We start from the raw sequence: 16,604 nt of genomic DNA, 5'->3' as shown, positions 1-16,604 counted from the left end.
CGCAAGGGGCGGGCGGCTGAGGCAGGGCATGTGGAGCTCCAGGAGGTTGAAGTGGCCACCACGGGCGGCGGACCGCATCGTCGGCCGGCTCGACTTACCGGCGACTTTCCAGAGCCTGTCGCCTGTCGCCAGCCGCCCGCCGCGCGGCGCCGCGCATGCTCAGGCCACCTCGGTGTCCACCTCGCCCTGCGCCTGCTCACCGTAGCGCTGGCCCGAGGGCGCTTGCGGCGTCATCAGAGCACCCACGGCGGCCAGCACCGCCGCCGGCAGCGCGGGCGTGGCCAGGTTCTCTTGCAGGTGCGCGACGCTCGTGGTGCCCGGGATGACGTGCACGTGCGCCCCGCGCGACAGCACCCAGGCCAGCGACAGCTGCGCCGTGGTGCAGCCGGCCTGGCGCGCCAGCGCCGCCAGCCGCTGCCGCAGCGCCTGGTTGGCCGGCCAGTGGGCGGGGGCGAAGCGCGGCATCGAGCGGCGGATGTCCTTGGCGTCGAAGGCCCCGGGGTCGGGCGGTGTGTCGGTGAGCGCGCCGCGGCCCACGGGGCTAAAGGCGACGAAGGCCGTGCCCAGCTCGCGGCAGGCCTCAAGCACGGCGATCTCGGGGTTGCGCGTCCAGGGGCTGTACTCGGTCTGCAGCGCGGCGATGGCGTGCTCGCGGTGGGCGCGCCTGAGCGTCGCGGCCGAGACCTCGCTCAGGCCGAGCGCGCGCACCTTGCCGGCACGCAGCAGATCGGCCATCGCCCCCACGCTCTCCTCGATGGGAACGGCCTTGTCCCAGCGGTGCAGGTAGTACAGGTCGATGACCTCGGTGCCCAGGCGCTGGAGGCTGTCCTCGCAGTCGCGGCGGATGCTCGCGGGCCGGCCGTCGATCACGCGCTGCAGCGCGCCGCCTTCGCCCACCGGTTGCGCGGTCATGCCGCCCTTGCTGGCCAGCACGAAGCGGTGGCGGTGCGGGCCGAGCACGCGGCCCACCAGGCGCTCGTTGGCGCCGAAGCCGTAGAGCGCGGCGGTGTCGAAGAAGTCGACGCCGGCGTCCAGCGCCTCCAGCAGCACGCGCTCGCCCTGCTCGGGCGGCGGCGGCAGGCCGTAGGCGTGGCTGAGGTTCATGCAGCCCAGGCCGAGCGGGCGCACGAGGAAGGGCCCGAGCGGGCGGGGATCGTGAGGCATGGGAAGACGGGCTCTTGGCGGCCGCTTGCTGCGGCCGCCGCCGATTCTGCCCATGCCGGCCGGGCACGTCGCCCGAAAACGCGGCTCAGGCTCCGGCTCAGTTCCCGCCCCAAAGTCCGGCCCGTCGCTCCGACATCCGGTCGAACCTGCTACCGGGCACGAACCCGGATCGACCGACCACCCGTCCTTGCTGAAGGTCCTGCTCATGAGAGCCGTCAACCTCACCATCGCGGCGCGACTCGGCCTGCTGCCGGGGGCTCTGGCCCTGCCGGTCACCGTGCTGTCCGCCTGGGCGCCGCGCAAGACAGCGCCGAGTTCGCAACGCCCAAGCCCGTGGAGTTGCTGCTGCGTGTGCTGGAGATTGGCGGTGCTTCCGACTCCCTCATCCTCGACTCCTTCGCCGGCTCCGGCACCACCGCCCACGCCGTGCTCAAGGCCAACGCCAAGGACGGTGGCACGCGCCGCTTCATCCTTGTCGAAGGCGAGGCCTACGCCGACACGCTCACCGCCGAGCGCCTGCGCCTTGCCATCCGCGGCTATGCGTGGGAGGGCACGCAGCGCGAAACGCTGCTGGAGCAGAAGATCACCTACACGCAGCTGAAGCAGGCCGATGCCCTGCTGGCGCAGGTGGACGCCATCAAGGCCCGCGAAGGCTTTGCCGAAGGCGACCTGGCCGACCCGGGCGAGGACGCGCCCAAGCGCTTCCACGCCATCGAGGCCAAGGTCGACGACGGCGTGCTGCGCGTCGAAGGCGTGCGCCGCGTGAGCGAGCATGCACCGGGCCTGGGCGGCAGCTTCACCTGCTGCACGCTGGGCGAGCCGCTGAGCCTGGAGAAGATGCTCAGCGGCGAGCACCTGCCCACCTGGCAGGCGTTGGGCGTGGACTTCGCCGCGCCGCCGTGGGCCCAGCACCGGTGGGCGGGGTGTCGCTGAAGGACTTCCAGCGCCGTGTGTTGGAGCAACTGGAGCGCTACATCACCGAGCTGCGTCGGCAGCAGGCTTCCACGGTCCAGCAGGCCGAGGCGCTGCGCATGATGGACGGTGCCGAAGAGACGCTTCGCCAGCTCGCCGACTGTCCCCGGCACACCTGGGAAGCGCTGCGCAAGGCCGGCGCCCTGCCGCCGCCCCTGCACAAGGACCACAGCGCGGAGCACCACAGCCGCTGGGACGGCGCCGGCCGCGCCATCCCCAACGTCTGCCTGAAGGTGCCCACCGGTGGCGGCAAGACGCTGCTGGCTGCCGCCGCCGTGGGCCAGATCCTGCAGGGGTGGCTGCGCCGGAGCACGGGCCTGGTGCTGTGGGTGGTGCCCAACGAGGCGATCTACACGCAGACGCCCAAGGCGCTGGCCAACCGCGAGCTTCCGTACCGCCAACTGCTCAACGTGGCCGGTGCCGGCCGCGTGAAGGTGCTGGAGAAGACACACCCTCTGACACGGCAGGACGTGGACGGCCACCTGTGCGTGATGCTGCGGATGCTGGCCGGTGCCGCCCGGCGCCGCCCGGCGCAACAGGGAGACGCTGAAGTTCTTTGCCGACAGCGGCCGCGTGATGGGCTTCCTGCCACGCGAAGACGACCTGGCCGCCCACCATGCGCTGCTGCAGGCCGTGCCCAACTGGACGCACTGCAACGCGAGGCCGAGGCCCTGCAGGGCGAAACGGCGCGCTGCATCCGCCCCATCCTGCTGGTGCAGGTGGAGCGCACCGGGGCCGACCTGCGCGACGCCGGGTTCATCCACGCCGAGGATGCACGCGAACACCTGCTGGCCCTGGGCCTGCAGCCGCGCCACATCGCCATCAAGACCAGCGAACGCAACGACCTGGCGGCGCCCGAGAACATCGACCTGCTCTCACCCTCCTGCGAGGTGCGCGCCATCATCACCAAGCAGGCCTTGCAGGAGGGTTGGGACTGCCCGTTCGCCTATGTGCTGTGCACGCTGGCGGCGGGCCGCAACCTGGCCGCGATGACCCAGCTGGTGGGCCGTGTGCTGCGGCTGCCCCAGGTGGCGAAGACCGGCCGGCCGGCGCTGGATGCCTGCTACGTGCTGTGCCACGACGCGGAGACGGGCAAGGTGGTGGAAGCGATCCGCAAGTCGCTGGAAGGCGAAGGCATGGGCGACCTGGGCTCGGCCGTGCGTGGCGGTGACGCGGACCCCGAGTCGCCGCGCCCCGTGAAGCAGCAGCGCCGCGGGGCCTGGCAAGGCACCCGCATCGTCGTGCCGCGCGTGACCTGGGTACAGCCCGACGGCCAGCGCCGCGATCTCGAGTACGACAGCGACGTGCTGGCGGGCCTGGACTGGCAGGCGGCGCAGCCTGCACAGTGGGTGGCGAACTGGGCGCCGGATGCACAGCCGCGCTCGGCACAACAGATGGACCTGGGCCTGGAGCTGCTGAAGGGTGGTGCGCCGCAGGCTGCGGTGGAGACAGGCGGCGCTGCCACGATGCTGGACCGGGCCCGCGTGTTGCGAGCGCTGGCCGCCCCGGCGCGGGGCTGGATTTCTGCCGCCCACACTCCTAGTTCAGCTGTCGGTCCAGCTGGTGCAGCACCTCGTAGCAGGGCAGCACCTGCGCCACGCTGGCCTTGGGCTCGCGGCCGGCGCGGATGGCGGCGATGAACTCGCGGTCCTGCAGCTCGATGCCGTTCATCGACACGTCCACCATCGAGACGTCGATCTTCTCGTCCTTGCCGGTGACGAGGTCGTCATAACGCGCGATGTAGGTGCCGGTGCTGCCGATGTAGCGGAAGAAGGTGCCCAGCGGGCCGTCGTTGTTGAAGCTGAGCGAGAGCGTGCAGATGGCGCCGTTGGCGGCCTTCAGCTGGATGCTCATGTCCATGGCGATGCCGAGTGTGGGGTGTATGGGCCCCTGCATCGCGTGCGCCTGCACGACCGGGCTGCCGCACTGCCAGGCGAACAGGTCCACCGTGTGCGCGGCGTGGTGCCACAGCAGGTGGTCGGTCCAGCTGCGCGTCTGGCCCAGCGCGTTCATGTTCGTGCGGCGGAAGAAGTAGGTCTGCACGTCCATCTGCTGGACGGCGAACTCACCCGCCGCGATGCGCTCGTGCACCCACTGGTGGCTGGGGTTGAAGCGGCGGGTGTGGCCCACCATGGCCACCAGGCCCGTCCTGGCCTGCAGATCGGCCACCGCGTAAGCGTCGCGCAGGCTGTCGGCCAGGGGGATCTCGACCTGCACGTGCACGCCCGCCTGCAGGCACTGGATGGCCTGCGCGGCGTGCATCTGCGTGGGCGTGGCCAGGATCACGGCGTCCAGTCCGGGCAGCTTGAGCGTGTCGGCCAGGTCGGTGGTGACGTGGCCGACGCCGTACCTCGCGGCGGCTTCCTTCGTCTTGTCGAGCTCGCGGCCGACGAGGCTGACGACCTCGACGCCATCGATGAGTTTCAGGGCATCGAGGTGCTTCAGGCCAAAGGCGCCGGCACCGGCCAGCGCGACCTTGAGGGTCTTCATGCGTTCTCCAGGATCAGGTGGCCCACGGCCGTGTTGCTGGCGGGCACGTGATAGAAGCGGTGCTTGACGACCGGCGGCGCATCGCTCATGGCCCCGCGGGCAATGAGCCACATCACGAGTTCGATGCCCTCGCTGCCCGCCTCGCGCACGTACTCGATGTGCGGCACCTGGGCCAGCGCCTCGGGCTCGCCGATCAGGCGGTCGAGGAAGCGCCCGTCCCACTGGGCGTTGATGAGCCCGGCGCGCGGCCCCTGCAGCTGATGACTCATGCCGCCGGTGCCCCAGATGTGCACCTTCAGCGGCTCGTCGTAGCGCTCAACGGCCTTGCGGATGGCGCGGCCGAGGGCAAAGCAGCGGCGGCCGCTGGGCACCGGGTACTGCACCACGTTGACGGCAAACGGGATCACCGGGCACGGCCATTCGGCGGGTTGCCCGCACATCAGGCTCAGCGGCACCGTGAGGCCGTGGTCGACGTCCATGCGGTTGACGATGGTGAGGTCGAAATCGTCCTGGATCACGCTCTGCGCGATGTGGCTGGCGAGATCCGGATGGCCCTGGACGACGGGCACCGGCCGCGGGCCCCAGCCCTCGTCGGCCGGCTGGTACTGCGCGGCGGTGCCGATGGCGAAGGTGGGGATGAGGTCGAGGCTGAAGGCCGTGGCGTGGTCGTTGTAGACGAGGAAGATGACGTCGGGCCGGTTCTCGCGCAGCCACTGCTTGCTGTACTCGTAGCCGGCGAAGACCTTCTGCCAGTAGGGCTCGTGGGTCTTGCCGAGATCGAGCGCGGCGCCGATGGCCGGCACGTGGCTGGTGTAGACCGATGCGGTGATGCGGGCCATGGGCTGAATTCCGCCTAGAAGCTTGTCGAAGGGGCGCTGCCCTGCGGCTGGCGCTGCGGCTGCGCGCTGCCGTCTTCACCGGTGTGGCGGTTGCCCTCGATGGAGCGGCCGCCCCGGATCATCATGTCGCGGTACTCCTCTTCGGTCATGCCCGTCATGCTGCCGGCCATCTGCTGGAAGCTCTTGCCGTAGGTGGCGCCGATCTTGGCCAGGAAGTAGATGTTGCCGCCCTCGGCGATGCAGCGGTTGAGGTCGCGCGCGAGCACGGCGTCTTTCTGGGCCTGCGTCATGGGCCATTCGTCGAGGTAGGCGCGCGGGTCGGCCAGGAAGCGCTCGCGGTTGGGTGCCTTCAGCAGGCTCATGCAGAACTGGTTGAGCGCGTAGCCCTTGCGCGACTGCTCGGCGTCGAAGATGGTCGTGCCGGGCACGTCGAGATACGGTTTGTCCAGGGCCATGGGTTCAAGCCTCCGCAGCGGTGAGCCAAAGGGGCTTCGACAAGCTCAGCCCGAAAGGGCAGACCGTTCGCACGGAGCCTGTCGAAGTGCGCGTGAAGGCCCGCCTCATCGGTCTTCGGGCCAGTACAGGCGCATCGGGTTGGTGACGAGCAGCTTGCGCTGCAGCTCGGCCGTGACCGCGATGTGCGGGATGAAGTCCACCAGCAAGCCGTCGTCGGGCATGTGGTCCTTCAGGTTGGGGTGCGGCCAGTCGGTGCCCCAGAGCACGCGGTCGGGGAAGCTCTCGACCACCGTGCGCGCGAACGGCACCACGTCGCGATAGGCCGCCTGCTCGCCGTCCAGGGCCTTCGGGCCGGAGACGGACAGCCGCTCGGGGCAGCTGACCTTGCTCCAGACGTTGGCGTGCTCGCGCATGAACTTCAGGAAGAGCGCGAACTCGGGTCCGTCCACGGGCTTGCGCACGTCGGGCCGGCCCATGTGGTCCACCACCACGGTGGTGGGCAGCGCGGTGAAGAAGTCCCACAGCTCGGGCAGGTCGACCGCCTCGAAGTAGATGACGACATGCCAGCCCAGGGCCTTGATGCGGTCGGCGATCTCCATCAGCTCGTCCTTGGGCGTGAAGTCCACCAGCCGCTTGACGAAGTTGAAGCGCACGCCGCGCACGCCTGCAGCGTGCAGGCTCTCCAGCTCGGCATCGCTGACGCTGCGGCGCACGGTGGCCACACCGCGCGCCCGGCCGCCGCTCGTGGCGCAGGCGTCGGCCATGGCACGGTTGTCGGCGCCGTGGCAGGTGGCCTGCACGATGACGTTGCGCGCAAAACCGAGGTGGTCACGCAGCGCGAACAGCTGCGCCTTGCTCGCATCGCAAGGCGTGTACTTGCGCTCCGGGGCATACGGGAACTCGGCACCGGGGCCGAACACGTGGCAGTGCGCGTCCACCGCGGCCGCCGGCAGCCGGAAGCGGGGCTTGCTGGGGCTGGCGTGCCAGTCCAGCCAGCCGGGTGTTTTCGTGAATGGACTCATGTCGGGAATGGATCCTGTCCAGCCACCGCCGCGGAACCGGCTCTGCCGGGCCGCTGGCGGGCGGCCCCCTCGGGGGGTAGCGAGCGACAGCGAGCTTGGGGGCTCATTCGTAGGGCAGGCCGGCGTACTGCTCGGCCAGCGCGGCCTGCGCGCGCTCGGAGTTCTTGAGGTAATCCAGCTCGACCTCCTGCGCCTTCTGGTCGAACTCGCTGGTGTCCGGAAAGCGGTGCAGCAGCGTGGTGAGGTACCAACTGGTGCGCACGCTGCTCCACACACGCCGCAGCGCGGTCGCGCTGTAGCCGTCCAGGCCACTGGCGTCGCCACGGCCATACCAGCGCGCCAGGGCGCGCGACAGGTAGTACACGTCGCTCACCGCGAGGTTCAGGCCCTTGGCGCCGGTGGGCGGCACGATGTGCGCCGCGTCGCCGCAGAGGAACAGCGCGCCAAACCGCATGGGCTCGCTGACGAAGCTGCGCAGCGGCGCGATGCTCTTCTCGATGGTGTCGGCCGTGGTGATGGCATCGGCCATCGCGGCCGGGAAGCGCGCCTTCAGCTCGGGCCAGAAGCGCTCGTCGGGCCAGTCCTCGACCTTGTCGCTCAGCGGCACCTGGATGTAGTAGCGCGAGAGCTTCTGGTTGCGGTAGCTCGCCAGCGCAAAGCCGCGCGGGTTGTTGACGTAGGTGATGTCCTCCAGCGGCTTCACGCGCGCCATCACGCCCAGCCAGCCGAAGGGGTAGACCTTTTCAAACTCCCGGCGCACGCCGATCGGGATGGAGCGGCGCGACACGCCGTGGAAGCCGTCGCAGCCGGCGATGAAATCGCAGGTTATGCGCCGGGCCTGGCCGTCTTGCACGAAGGTGACGAAGGGCTTGGCGCCCTGGCTGCCGTCGTGCCCGTGCAGCACCACGTCGGAGGCTTCCGTGAGCACCGGCTGGCCGCGGCGATCGGCGGCGGCGAACAGGTCTTCCTGGATGGCCGTCTGGCCGTAGACCATGAAGCGGCGGCCCAGCGTCCTATAGGTGTCGACGAAAAAGCTGTCGCGGCCGGCCCAGGCGATGCGCATGCCGTCGTGCGGGTGGCCCTCGGCGTCCATGCGCGTGGCCAGGCCGAACTCGCGCAGCACGTCCACCGTGGTGCTTTCCAGCACGCCGGCGCGGATGCGCGCCAGCACGTGCTCGCGGCTGGAGCGCTCCAGCACGACGCTCTCGATGCCGTGGTGGTGCAGGATCTCCGACAGCAGCAGGCCCGCCGGGCCGGCGCCGATGATGACGACCTGGGTCTTCATGAGCCCGTTTCCTTGATCGAGCGGAGCAGGCGGTCTGCCTCGGTTCTCCAGTCGGTGCTGCGCGCAAAGCCCGGCTCGCTGCGGGCGCCGAACACGCCCGCGTCGGCAAGATCGGCCATGCGCGCCTGGCGCTCGGCGGTGCCGGCGGCGCTGAAGGGCTCAAGCCCCGCCTCGCGCACGGTGACGGCCACCTCGCGCAGCTCTTCGCTGCGGCGACGGCCGTGTTCGATGACGCGCTGGAAGAAGTAGCTCGCCTGCCGCTCCCAGTCGATGCCCGGGAAGGTTTCCTGCAGCGAGGCGATCACAGCGTCTTCCACCCCGTGCGCACGCGCCGTGGTGAAGCTCTCGATGACCATGGCCTCCAGACCTTTGATCATCACGCTGCGGCACATCTTGGTGGCGCTGGCCACGCCGAGTTCGACGCTGTGCACGGTGGGCGCGAAGCCGAGTTCGTCCAGCCGCGGCTTCAGCGCCGCCGCGTGCGGCCCGCCCAGCAGCAGCGGCACACGGCAGCGGTAGGGCGGCACGCTGGTCATCACCGCGCCTTCGACGTAACGGCCGCCTGCGGCCTGCACGAACTCGGCGGCCTGGATCTTGGCGCCGGGGCTGGCGCTGTTGAGGTCGAGGAAGAAGGCGTCGCGGGGCAGGGCTGGCGCCACGGCTGCGGCCACTGCCACGGCCTGGCTGGCGGTGACGGCGCTGATCAGCAGCGTGGCGCCGTGGGCGGCGTCGGCGGCGCTGGCGGCCAGCGCCACGCCGTACGCGGCGGCGTGCTCGCGCAGGGGCTGGGCGCTGTCGGCCTTGTCGAGCTTGAGGTCGTAGGCGCGCACGGCCATGCCGCGTGCGCGCAGGTCTTCAGCCAGGATGCGGCCGACTTCGCCGTAGCCGATGAGCGCGATGGTCATGGCGTGTGGCTGGCGGTGCGGCGCGCGGGCACTTCGACAGGCTCAGTGCGAACGGAGGGGCGTGGCTCCGCGTGAACGGAGGGGTGTGGCGAGCGCACTTCGACAGGCTCAGTGCGAACGGAGGGGCGTGGCTCCGCGTGAACGGAGGGGCGTGGCTCCGCGTGAACGGAGGGGTGTGGCTCAGTGCGAGCGGGGGTGTGTGGCTCGGTGCGAACGGCGGTTCGTGGCTGATTGAAAGCGGAAGTGGGAAACCTCCGTTCGGGCTGAGCCTGTCGAAGCCCAGCCTCCACCGCCTCGTCAATCCACATACCGCAGCCCCGCCGCCACCAAGGGCTCGCGCATCTTGTACATGTCCAGGCCCAGCACGCCGCTGGCGAGCTTGGCGCGCTTCTCGCCTTCGTTGGCCTCACGTTTTGTCGCCGCCTCCAGCGCCTTCTCGGCCAGCTTGCGCGGCACGCAGACCACGCCGTCGTCGTCGGCCACGATCACGTCGCCCGGGTGCACCAGCGCGTCGGCGCAGACCACCGGGATGTTGACGCTGCCCAGCGTCGCCTTGATCGTGCCCTTGGCGCTGATCGCCCGGCTCCAAACCGGGAAGCCCATCTGCTGCAGCGTCTTCACGTCGCGCACACCGGCGTCGATGACCAGCGCCCGCGCGCCCCGGGCCTGGAAGGAGGTGGCCAGCAGGTCGCCGAAGTAGCCGTCGGTGCACGGCGCCGTGATCGCGGCCACGACGATGTCGCCCGGCCTGATCTGCTCGGCCACGACGTGCATCATCCAGTTGTCGCCCGGGTGCAGCAGCACCGTCACCGCGGTCCCGCTGACCTGCGCGCCGGCCCAGATGGGGCGGATGCCGCTGTGCATCAGGCCCACGCGGCCCATGGCCTCGTGCACGGTGGCGCTGCCGAACTTCGCCAGCGCATCGGCGAGGTGGCCAGGGGTGCGTTCGATGTTGCGGTAGACGACGCCGAGTTCGTACATGTCAGGGCCTCACGGGGGGCAGCGAACGAAGGGAGCTTGGGGGTCCATCACTTCCCCTTGCGCTTGAGCGCGGCGTCCAGCCGAGGGTACACGCGCCGCGCGTTGCCTTCGTAGATGGCGTGCCGGTCGGCCGCGCTCAGCAGCGTGCTGGCCTCGATGTAGCGTTTGGTGTCGTCGTAGTGGAAGCCGGTCTCGGGGTCGACGCCGCGCACGGCGCCGATCATCTCGCTGGCGAACAGGATGTTCTTCATCGGAATCACCTTCGTCAGCAGGTCGATGCCCGGCTGGTGGTACACGCAGGTGTCGAAGAACACGTTGTTCAGCAGGTGCTCGGCCAGCAGCGGCTTCTTCAGCTCCTGCGCCAGGCCGCGGTAGCGGCCCCAGTGGTAGGGCGCGGCGCCGCCGCCGTGCGGCACGACGAATTTCAGCGTCGGGAAGTCGGTGAACAGGTCGCCCTGGATCAGCTGCATCACCGCCGTGGTGTCGGCGTTGATGTAGTGCGCGCCGGTGGTGTGGAAGCAGGCGTTGCAGCTCGTGCTCACGTGCACCATGGCCGGAATGTCGTACTCCACCATCTTCTCGTAGAGGGGGTACCAGTGGCGGTCGGTCAGTGGTGGGCTCGTCCAGTGGCCACCGCTCGGGTCGGGGTTGAGGTTGAGCGCGACGTTGCCGTACTGCTCCACGCACTTCACGAGTTCGGGGATGCAGCTGGCCGGGTCCACGCCCGGGCTCTGCGGCAGCATGGCCGCGGGGATGAACGAATCCGGGAACAGGGTGCTGACGCGGAAGCACAGCTCGTTGCAGAGGGCGGCCCAGGTGCTGGAGACCTGGAAGTCGCCGATGTGGTGCGCCATGAAGCTGGCGCGCGGGCTGAAGACGGTGAGGTCGCTGCCGCGCTCGCGCATCTTGGCGAGCTGGTTGGTCTCGATGCTCTCGCGGATTTCGTCGTCGGAGATCCTCAGGTCGGCCGCCTTCGGCATGACGGCGGGGTCCTGGATGCCGGCAATCTGCGCGTTGCGCCAGGCCTCCAGCGCCTTGGGCGCGGTGGTGTAGTGGCCGTGGATGTCGATGATCATGGTGAGCAGGGCTCCAGGCCGCAGCGCCGCTTGATGGCGGCTGCGGCGTCGTCGTTGAACAGCCCCAGCACGGCACGGGCGGCGTCGGCGTTTGCCGTGCCGGCGCCCAGCGCGGCGCTGAAGGTGGTGATCTGCGCCGCGGCGCCCGGCAGCGCCCCCAGCACGGTGATGCCGGGCTGGCCAGCCAGCTCGGGCATCTGCTGCAAGCCCAGCTCGGCGTCGCCGCGAGCCACCAGTTGCGCCACCGGCACGCCGGGCGGGGCCTGCACGAGGCGCCCGGCCAGCGCCTCCTTCAGGCCCCAGCGTTCCAGCAGAGCCAGCAGGTGGTTGCCGCTCGGGCCGGTGGAGTAGCCGATCGTGCGCGCCGAGGCCACGGCTTCGCGCAGCGCGGCCTCGGTGGCGATGCCGGGCCGCGCCGCGCCCTCGCGCACCGCCAAGGCACAAGCCGAACGCACGAGGTCCACGCGCGGGCCCTGCACCTGGGCAGCGGCCAGCAGCTTGTCCAGCGCGTCGGCGGCCAGGCAGACGAGGTCGAATCGCTCTCCCGCCGCCACGCGCCTGGCGGCATCGACGCCGCCGACGCTTTCCCAGCGCACCGCCAGGCCGCCCGTGGCCGCGGCGTGCTCGGCCAGCGCGGCCAGCACCTGGCGCGTGGCCATCGAGGAGATTCCGGTCAGGATGGTGCTCATGGGAGGGCCGATTCTTCGGCGCCCCGGCCCATGTTTCAACCGCACACCCGCACTAGCTGCTAGAACGTTTGGGCATACCATGCCGGCATGGATCTGAAGCAGATCACCGGCTTCGTGCAGGTGGCCGAACTTGGCAGCTTCACGCGCGCTGCGGCGGTGCTGCGCGTGGCGCAGCCCGCGCTCAGCCGCCAGGTGCGCGCACTCGAGGTCGAGTTGCGTCAAACCCTCTTCGAGCGCAACGGCCGCGGCGTCACGCTCACGCCTGCGGGCACGCGGCTGCTGGCACACGGCCGCGGCATCCTGCAGCAGGTGCAGCGCGCCGTCCAGGATCTGGAGGAGCTGCGCGGCACGGTCTCGGGCGTGCTGTCCATCGGCCTGCCGCCCAGCCTGAGCCGCACGCTCACCGCGCCGCTGGTGGAGGCCTTCCGCGAGCGCCTGCCGCGGGCCGGCGTCAGCATCGTCGAGGGCCTGACGCACTACATGCTGGAGTGGCTGGTGCAGGGCCGCATCGACGCCGCACTCGTCTACAACGCCACGCCGTCCACCGCCGTGGCGTTGCAGCCGGTGCTCGAAGAGCCGCTGCAGCTGATCTCGGCGCGCGGCCGCCAGCCGGCGCGGGCCCGGCCGGTCTCGCTGGTGGAGCTGGCCGTCTGCGAGCTCGTCATCCCCAGCCGGCCGCACGCGCTGCGCATGCGCGTGGAAACCGCGCTGGCCGAGGCCGGCCTGGTGCCGCGCGTGGCGCTGGAGATCGAGAGCGTCGGCGCGATGCTGGCGCTGGTGCAGCGCCATGCGCTGCATGCCGTTCTGGCCTCCAGCGCGCTGGCCGACCACCCGGCCGGCGGCGCGCTGCATGCCCGGCCGATCCACCGGGCGCCCAGGCGGCCGCTCAGCACCAGCCTGTCGCTGGCGACCTCGGCGCAGCGGCCCCGCGGGCCGCTGCTGGAGCAGGCCTCGGCGCTGCTGGTGCAGTTGGCGCAGGCGCAGGCGGCCTCGTGAAGGTGGACATCGCCATCGTCGGCTCCGGCATGGCCGGCGCGGCCGCGGCCTGCTTTGCCGCGCCGCACGCGCGCGTGGCGATTCTGGAGCGCGAGCCGAAGCCGGGCCTGCACAGCACCGGCCGCAGCGCCGCGATGCTCGAGGAGAGCTGCGGCCCCTCCCCCGTGCGCGCGCTCACGCGCGCCAGCCGCGCCTTCTTCGAGCAGCCCGGCGCCGGCTTTGCGGAGGCGCCGCTGCTGCGCCCGCGCGGCGCGCTGTTCATCGCCGCGGCCGACCGTCTGGCGCCGCTGCGCGCGCTGCACGCCACCTTGCGCGGCGAGGGTCTCGCGGCCCAATGGCTCGGCACCGATGAAGCCCGCGCCCGCTGCCCCGTCCTGCGCCCCGAGGCCGTGGCCGCTGCGGTGCTGGACCCTGGCGCCGCCGACATCGACGTGCACGCGCTGCACCAGGGCTGCCTGAAGCGCGGCCGCGCCGCCGGGGCCACGCTGGTGTGCGACGCCGAGGTGCAGCGCGCCGAGCGCTGGGCCGGCGGCTGGCGCCTGCACACGCCGGCCGGCGTGGTGGAGGCGGGGCTCGTGGTGAACGCCGCCGGGGCTTGGGCCGACGAACTCGCCGCCCACGCTCCTGGCCGGCATCGCGCTCCAGCCCAGGCGCCGATCGGCCCTGGTCTTCGACCCGCCCGCGGACCTGGATGTGCGCGACGGGCCGCTGGTGGTGGATATCGACGAAAGCTTCTACGTCAAGCCCGAGGCCGGCCTGCTGCTGGGCTCGCCGGCCAACGCCGACCCGGTGCCGCCGCATGACGTGATGCCCGAGGAGCCGGACATCGCCACCGCCATCCACCGCATCGAGGCGGCCACCACGCTCGCCATCCGCCGCCCGCGGCGCAGCTGGGCAGGGCTGCGCAGCTTCGTGCCCGATGGCAGCCTCGTCATCGGTGCCGAGCCCGGCGAGCCCACCTTCGTCTGGTTGGCGTCGCAGGGCGGCTACGGCATCCAGACCAGCCCCGCCGCGGGTGCTCTGGCTGCGGCGCTGGCGCTGCGACGTCCTCCACCACCCTGGGCCGACGCCGAACTGCGGCACGCGCTGCGCGTGCGGCGCCCGGGCGAGCGCGCATGACGACGTCCGGCGCCCTGGCCGACACGCGGCGCTGGCTGGAGCGCGTGGTGATGGGTCTCAACCTGTGCCCGTTTGCGAAGGCGGTGCACACCAAGGGCCAGATCCGCTGGGTCGCGTCCCCGGCGGCCGAGCCGGGCGTTGTGCTGGAGCTGCTGGTGCAGGAGCTGCAGCACCTGGCCGCGGCCGATCCGGCCGACACCGACACCACGCTCATCGTCGCGCCGGAGCTGCTGCCGCGCTTCGAGGACTTCAACGACTTCCTCGGCCTGGCCGACGACGCGCTGGCTGCGCTGGGGCTGCAGGGCAAGCTGCAGATCGCGGCCTTTCATCCGGGCTGGGTGTTCGAGGGCACCGCAGTCGACGACATCACGAACCACACCAACCGTGCGCCGCACCCCACGCTGCACCTGCTGCGCGAGGCCAGCGTGTCGCGCGCCGTGGCCGCCTACCCCGACGCCGAAGCCATCTACGGCCGCAACATCGCCACGCTGCGGCGGCTGGGGCCGGCGGGCTGGCGACGGTTGCTCGACGGCTGATCAGGCGCCGCTCAGCCCCCCCATCAGCCCCCCATCAGCCCCCCATCAGCCCCCCATCAGCCCCCCATCAGCCCCCCATCAGCCCCCCATCAGCCCCCCATCAGCCGCCGCAGCAGCAGCGCCGCGATGCCCAGCATCGTCAGCCCGATCAGCAGATCCAGCACCTGCCACGCCCGGGGCCGTGCGAACAGCGGCGCGAGCAGTCGCGCACCAAAGCCCAGCGACGTGAACCACAACGCGCTGGCTGCGGCCGCGCCGGTGGCGAACCACCATCGCGCCTCGCCCATCTGCGCGCCGACGCTGCCCACCAGCAGCACGGTGTCGATGTAGACATGCGGGTTCAGCAGCGTGAAGGCGGCGGTCTGCGCCAGGGCCGTGCGGCGCGACAGCGGCGCCGTGCCCGCGGCCGCACCCAGCGAGCCGCCGCGCCGTGCGCGGGCCAGGGCGCGCAGGCCGTAGACGGTGAGGAACAGCGCGCCGCCGGCCGTCAGCACGCTGGCCAGCAGCGGCTGGTGGCCCAGCACGCTGGCCAGGCCGGCGATGCCGGCCAGCATCAGCGCCGCGTCGGCCGTGGCGCAGAAGGCGACGATGAGGCCCACGTGCTCGCGCCGCAGCCCCTGGCGCAACACAAAGGCGTTCTGCGCGCCGATGGCGACGATGAGCGTGAGGCCGAGCGCGAAGCCCGTGGAAGCGGCAGCCCAGGCAGCGGTGGTCATGTCCCCGATGCTGCCTGATCGCACAGGCCCCGCGGCTTAGACTTCCTGCGGCGGCTACCGCGGATCTGCGGCCCACCCTTGCCGATGCCCGATGACTTTCTGGTGGCTGCCGTTGCGGCCGTGGTGCGCAGCCCGCCCTGCCACGCCCTGGCGGCCGGCGAGGCGCTGTGCCGCCGCCGTGCTTCAACCACTTCCCGAGGGGACTGAACCATGAAGGTCTGCATCGTCGGCCTGGGCGCCATCGGTGGCCTGCTCGCGGCCTGGATCGCGCGGCTGCCGCCCGGCCGCGTGCAGGTGAGCGCGCTGGTGCGCGGCGAGACGCTGGCGGCCGTGCGCGAGCGCGGCCTCGTGCTCGACGATGCCACCGGCACCCACCACCTGGCCATCACCGTGGCGGACAGCGCCGCGGCGCTGGGCCCGCAGGACCTCGTCATCGTCGCCGTCAAGGCCCCGGCGCTGCCCGCGGTGGCCGACGCCGTGGCGGCGCTCAGCCACGCCGACACCACCGTGCTGAGCGCGATGAACGGTGTGCCCTGGTGGTTCTTCGACGGCCTGCCCGCGGAGCCGGGCCCCGGCATGCCCGTGCCCACCCGCGGCTGGGTGCTCGACAGCGTCGATCCCGGTGGCCGCCTGCGCGAGCGCATGCCCCCGGCGCGCACCGTGGGCGGTGTCGTGCACATGGCGGCGTCCACCCTGAGCCCCGGTCATGTGAAGCACGCCATGGGCCGCCGCCTCGTCATCGGCGATGCCACCGGCGGCATGGGCCTGCGCACCGCCACCGTGGCGGCGCTGCTGGCCGAGGCCGGCGTCGAGGCGGAGTCCTCGGCCTGCATCCAGGGTGAGGTCTGGTTCAAGCTCTGGGGCAACCTCACGATGAACCCGGTGTCGGCGCTCACCGGCGCCACGCTCGACCGCATCCTGGCCGACGAGCTGGTGCGCCCCTACTGCAGCGCCGTGATGGCCGAGGCGCAGGCGCTGGGCGCCGCCATCGGTCTGCCCATCGGGCAGACGCCCGAACAACGCCACGCCGTGACGGCGAAACTGGGCGCGGTGCGAACCAGCATGCTGCAGGATCTGCAGGCCGGCCGCGCGCTGGAGATCGACGCGCTGGTGGGCGCCGTGCGCGAGATCGGCGTGCGGCTGGGCCGGCCGACGCCCATGCTCGATGCGCTGATGGGCCTGGTGCGCCTGATGGCGCGGGAACGCGGCCTGTATCCGCCTTGAGCATGCACGTGCTGCGCTGACGTGCAGGCGCCGGGCAGGGGGTCTGGCGGGTCGTCAGTGGCCGTGGCCGGCATCCTGGGCTGGGGGCGCCGCGTCGGCACATCCAGCGTGCCGGTCAGCGGAGCGCACCCCCA

At 71.6% G+C, this 16,604-nt stretch carries 16 protein-coding genes and 1 pseudogene; 6 read left to right on the top strand and 11 right to left on the bottom strand.

The window, feature by feature from the left end:
* Window positions 1-159: 159 nt before the first annotated feature.
* The gene (locus KA711_02935) at window positions 160-1,164 is read right to left on the bottom strand and encodes an aldo/keto reductase (GenBank protein ID MCM0607939.1); all 1,005 of its coding nucleotides are present in this window, start codon (window positions 1,162-1,164) and stop codon (window positions 160-162) included.
* Between KA711_02935 and KA711_02930 the strand changes: the two genes are divergently transcribed.
* A complete protein-coding gene (locus tag KA711_02930) occupies window positions 1,060-2,097 on the top strand; it encodes a hypothetical protein (GenBank protein ID MCM0607938.1) in 1,038 nt (345 codons plus the stop codon). The two genes, KA711_02935 and KA711_02930, sit on opposite strands and share 105 nt — an antisense overlap.
* Window positions 2,064-3,776: a DEAD/DEAH box helicase family protein gene (locus KA711_02925; protein ID MCM0607937.1), complete on the top strand. Its 1,713-nt coding sequence runs from the start codon at window positions 2,064-2,066 to the stop codon at window positions 3,774-3,776. The genes KA711_02930 and KA711_02925 overlap by 34 nt, the downstream gene beginning before the upstream one ends.
* On the opposite strand, the gene KA711_02920 is transcribed toward KA711_02925, so the two are convergent.
* From KA711_02920 to KA711_02880, 9 genes are all read right to left on the bottom strand, one after another.
* On the bottom strand, window positions 3,676-4,626 hold the full coding sequence (locus KA711_02920; GenBank protein MCM0607936.1) for a Gfo/Idh/MocA family oxidoreductase: 951 nt from the start codon (window positions 4,624-4,626) through the stop codon (window positions 3,676-3,678). The two genes, KA711_02925 and KA711_02920, sit on opposite strands and share 101 nt — an antisense overlap.
* Window positions 4,623-5,465: a protocatechuate 3,4-dioxygenase gene (locus tag KA711_02915; protein ID MCM0607935.1), complete on the bottom strand. Its 843-nt coding sequence runs from the start codon at window positions 5,463-5,465 to the stop codon at window positions 4,623-4,625. Before KA711_02915 ends, KA711_02920 begins: the two co-directional genes overlap by 4 nt.
* Before the next feature lie 14 nt (window positions 5,466-5,479).
* On the bottom strand, window positions 5,480-5,920 hold the full coding sequence (ligA, locus tag KA711_02910; protein MCM0607934.1) for a protocatechuate 4,5-dioxygenase subunit alpha: 441 nt from the start codon (window positions 5,918-5,920) through the stop codon (window positions 5,480-5,482).
* A 105-nt stretch (window positions 5,921-6,025) separates the two neighbouring features.
* A complete protein-coding gene (locus KA711_02905; GenBank protein ID MCM0607933.1) occupies window positions 6,026-6,943 on the bottom strand; it encodes an amidohydrolase family protein in 918 nt (305 codons plus the stop codon).
* A gap of 103 nt (window positions 6,944-7,046) precedes the next feature.
* Complete coding sequence (gene pobA, locus KA711_02900) at window positions 7,047-8,228, bottom strand: 4-hydroxybenzoate 3-monooxygenase (GenBank protein ID MCM0607932.1); 1,182 nt, start codon at window positions 8,226-8,228, stop codon at window positions 7,047-7,049.
* On the bottom strand, window positions 8,225-9,133 hold the full coding sequence (locus tag KA711_02895) for an NAD(P)-dependent oxidoreductase (protein ID MCM0607931.1): 909 nt from the start codon (window positions 9,131-9,133) through the stop codon (window positions 8,225-8,227). The genes pobA and KA711_02895 overlap by 4 nt, the downstream gene beginning before the upstream one ends.
* 297 nt (window positions 9,134-9,430) lie before the next feature.
* On the bottom strand, window positions 9,431-10,114 hold the full coding sequence (gene ligK, locus KA711_02890; GenBank protein ID MCM0607930.1) for a 4-carboxy-4-hydroxy-2-oxoadipate aldolase/oxaloacetate decarboxylase: 684 nt from the start codon (window positions 10,112-10,114) through the stop codon (window positions 9,431-9,433).
* A gap of 47 nt (window positions 10,115-10,161) precedes the next feature.
* On the bottom strand, window positions 10,162-11,190 hold the full coding sequence (locus KA711_02885) for an amidohydrolase (protein MCM0607929.1): 1,029 nt from the start codon (window positions 11,188-11,190) through the stop codon (window positions 10,162-10,164).
* Window positions 11,187-11,879: a substrate-binding domain-containing protein gene (locus KA711_02880; GenBank protein ID MCM0607928.1), complete on the bottom strand. Its 693-nt coding sequence runs from the start codon at window positions 11,877-11,879 to the stop codon at window positions 11,187-11,189. Before KA711_02880 ends, KA711_02885 begins: the two co-directional genes overlap by 4 nt.
* An 87-nt stretch (window positions 11,880-11,966) precedes the next feature.
* Between KA711_02880 and KA711_02875 the strand changes: the two genes are divergently transcribed.
* The 3 genes and pseudogenes from KA711_02875 to KA711_02865 all read left to right on the top strand — a co-directional run bounded on the left by KA711_02875 (window position 11,967) and on the right by KA711_02865 (window position 14,530).
* A complete protein-coding gene (locus KA711_02875; GenBank protein ID MCM0607927.1) occupies window positions 11,967-12,875 on the top strand; it encodes a LysR family transcriptional regulator in 909 nt (302 codons plus the stop codon).
* Between the two features lie 29 nt (window positions 12,876-12,904).
* Window positions 12,905-13,994: pseudogene (locus KA711_02870) on the top strand (FAD-binding oxidoreductase).
* Window positions 13,991-14,530 (top strand): DUF1415 domain-containing protein, encoded by a 540-nt coding sequence (locus tag KA711_02865; protein ID MCM0607926.1) that lies wholly within the window; start codon window positions 13,991-13,993, stop codon window positions 14,528-14,530. Before KA711_02870 ends, KA711_02865 begins: the two are co-directional and overlap by 4 nt.
* An 89-nt stretch (window positions 14,531-14,619) precedes the next feature.
* Here the strand turns inward: KA711_02865 and KA711_02860 are convergent, their stop codons facing one another.
* Window positions 14,620-15,246 carry an amino acid transporter gene (locus tag KA711_02860; GenBank protein MCM0607925.1) on the bottom strand — a complete coding sequence of 209 codons (627 nt, stop codon included), beginning with the start codon at window positions 15,244-15,246 and terminating at the stop codon, window positions 14,620-14,622.
* A 210-nt stretch (window positions 15,247-15,456) separates the two neighbouring features.
* Here KA711_02860 and KA711_02855 point away from each other — a divergent pair, with 210 nt between their 5' ends.
* Entirely contained in the window at window positions 15,457-16,470 is a 1,014-nt protein-coding gene (locus KA711_02855; GenBank protein ID MCM0607924.1) for a 2-dehydropantoate 2-reductase, read from the top strand.
* The last annotated feature ends 134 nt before the right edge of the window (window positions 16,471-16,604 follow it).

It is taken from the genome of Ideonella sp. WA131b (genome assembly GCA_023657425.1).
GTDB lineage: Bacteria > Pseudomonadota > Gammaproteobacteria > Burkholderiales > Burkholderiaceae_C > Rubrivivax.
The sequence above is the reverse complement of the archived record's forward strand: the minus strand, read 5'-3'. Positions and strand labels throughout refer to the sequence as shown.

Excerpts from the sequence above, each read along its gene's own strand:
- KA711_02935 (MCM0607939.1), bottom strand. The coding sequence starts at position 1,164 with ATGCCTCACGATCCCCGCCCGCTCGGGCCCTTCCTCGTGCGCCCGCTC.
- KA711_02920 (MCM0607936.1), bottom strand. The coding sequence starts at position 4,626 with ATGAAGACCCTCAAGGTCGCGCTGGCCGGTGCCGGCGCCTTTGGCCTG.
- KA711_02915 (MCM0607935.1), bottom strand. The coding sequence starts at position 5,465 with ATGGCCCGCATCACCGCATCGGTCTACACCAGCCACGTGCCGGCCATC.
- ligA (MCM0607934.1), bottom strand. The coding sequence starts at position 5,920 with ATGGCCCTGGACAAACCGTATCTCGACGTGCCCGGCACGACCATCTTC.
- KA711_02905 (MCM0607933.1), bottom strand. The coding sequence starts at position 6,943 with ATGAGTCCATTCACGAAAACACCCGGCTGGCTGGACTGGCACGCCAGC.
- pobA (MCM0607932.1), bottom strand. The coding sequence starts at position 8,228 with ATGAAGACCCAGGTCGTCATCATCGGCGCCGGCCCGGCGGGCCTGCTG.
- KA711_02895 (MCM0607931.1), bottom strand. The coding sequence starts at position 9,133 with ATGACCATCGCGCTCATCGGCTACGGCGAAGTCGGCCGCATCCTGGCT.
- ligK (MCM0607930.1), bottom strand. The coding sequence starts at position 10,114 with ATGTACGAACTCGGCGTCGTCTACCGCAACATCGAACGCACCCCTGGC.
- KA711_02885 (MCM0607929.1), bottom strand. The coding sequence starts at position 11,190 with ATGATCATCGACATCCACGGCCACTACACCACCGCGCCCAAGGCGCTG.
- KA711_02880 (MCM0607928.1), bottom strand. The coding sequence starts at position 11,879 with ATGAGCACCATCCTGACCGGAATCTCCTCGATGGCCACGCGCCAGGTG.
- KA711_02875 (MCM0607927.1), top strand. The coding sequence starts at position 11,967 with ATGGATCTGAAGCAGATCACCGGCTTCGTGCAGGTGGCCGAACTTGGC.
- KA711_02865 (MCM0607926.1), top strand. The coding sequence starts at position 13,991 with ATGACGACGTCCGGCGCCCTGGCCGACACGCGGCGCTGGCTGGAGCGC.
- KA711_02860 (MCM0607925.1), bottom strand. The coding sequence starts at position 15,246 with ATGACCACCGCTGCCTGGGCTGCCGCTTCCACGGGCTTCGCGCTCGGC.
- KA711_02855 (MCM0607924.1), top strand. The coding sequence starts at position 15,457 with ATGAAGGTCTGCATCGTCGGCCTGGGCGCCATCGGTGGCCTGCTCGCG.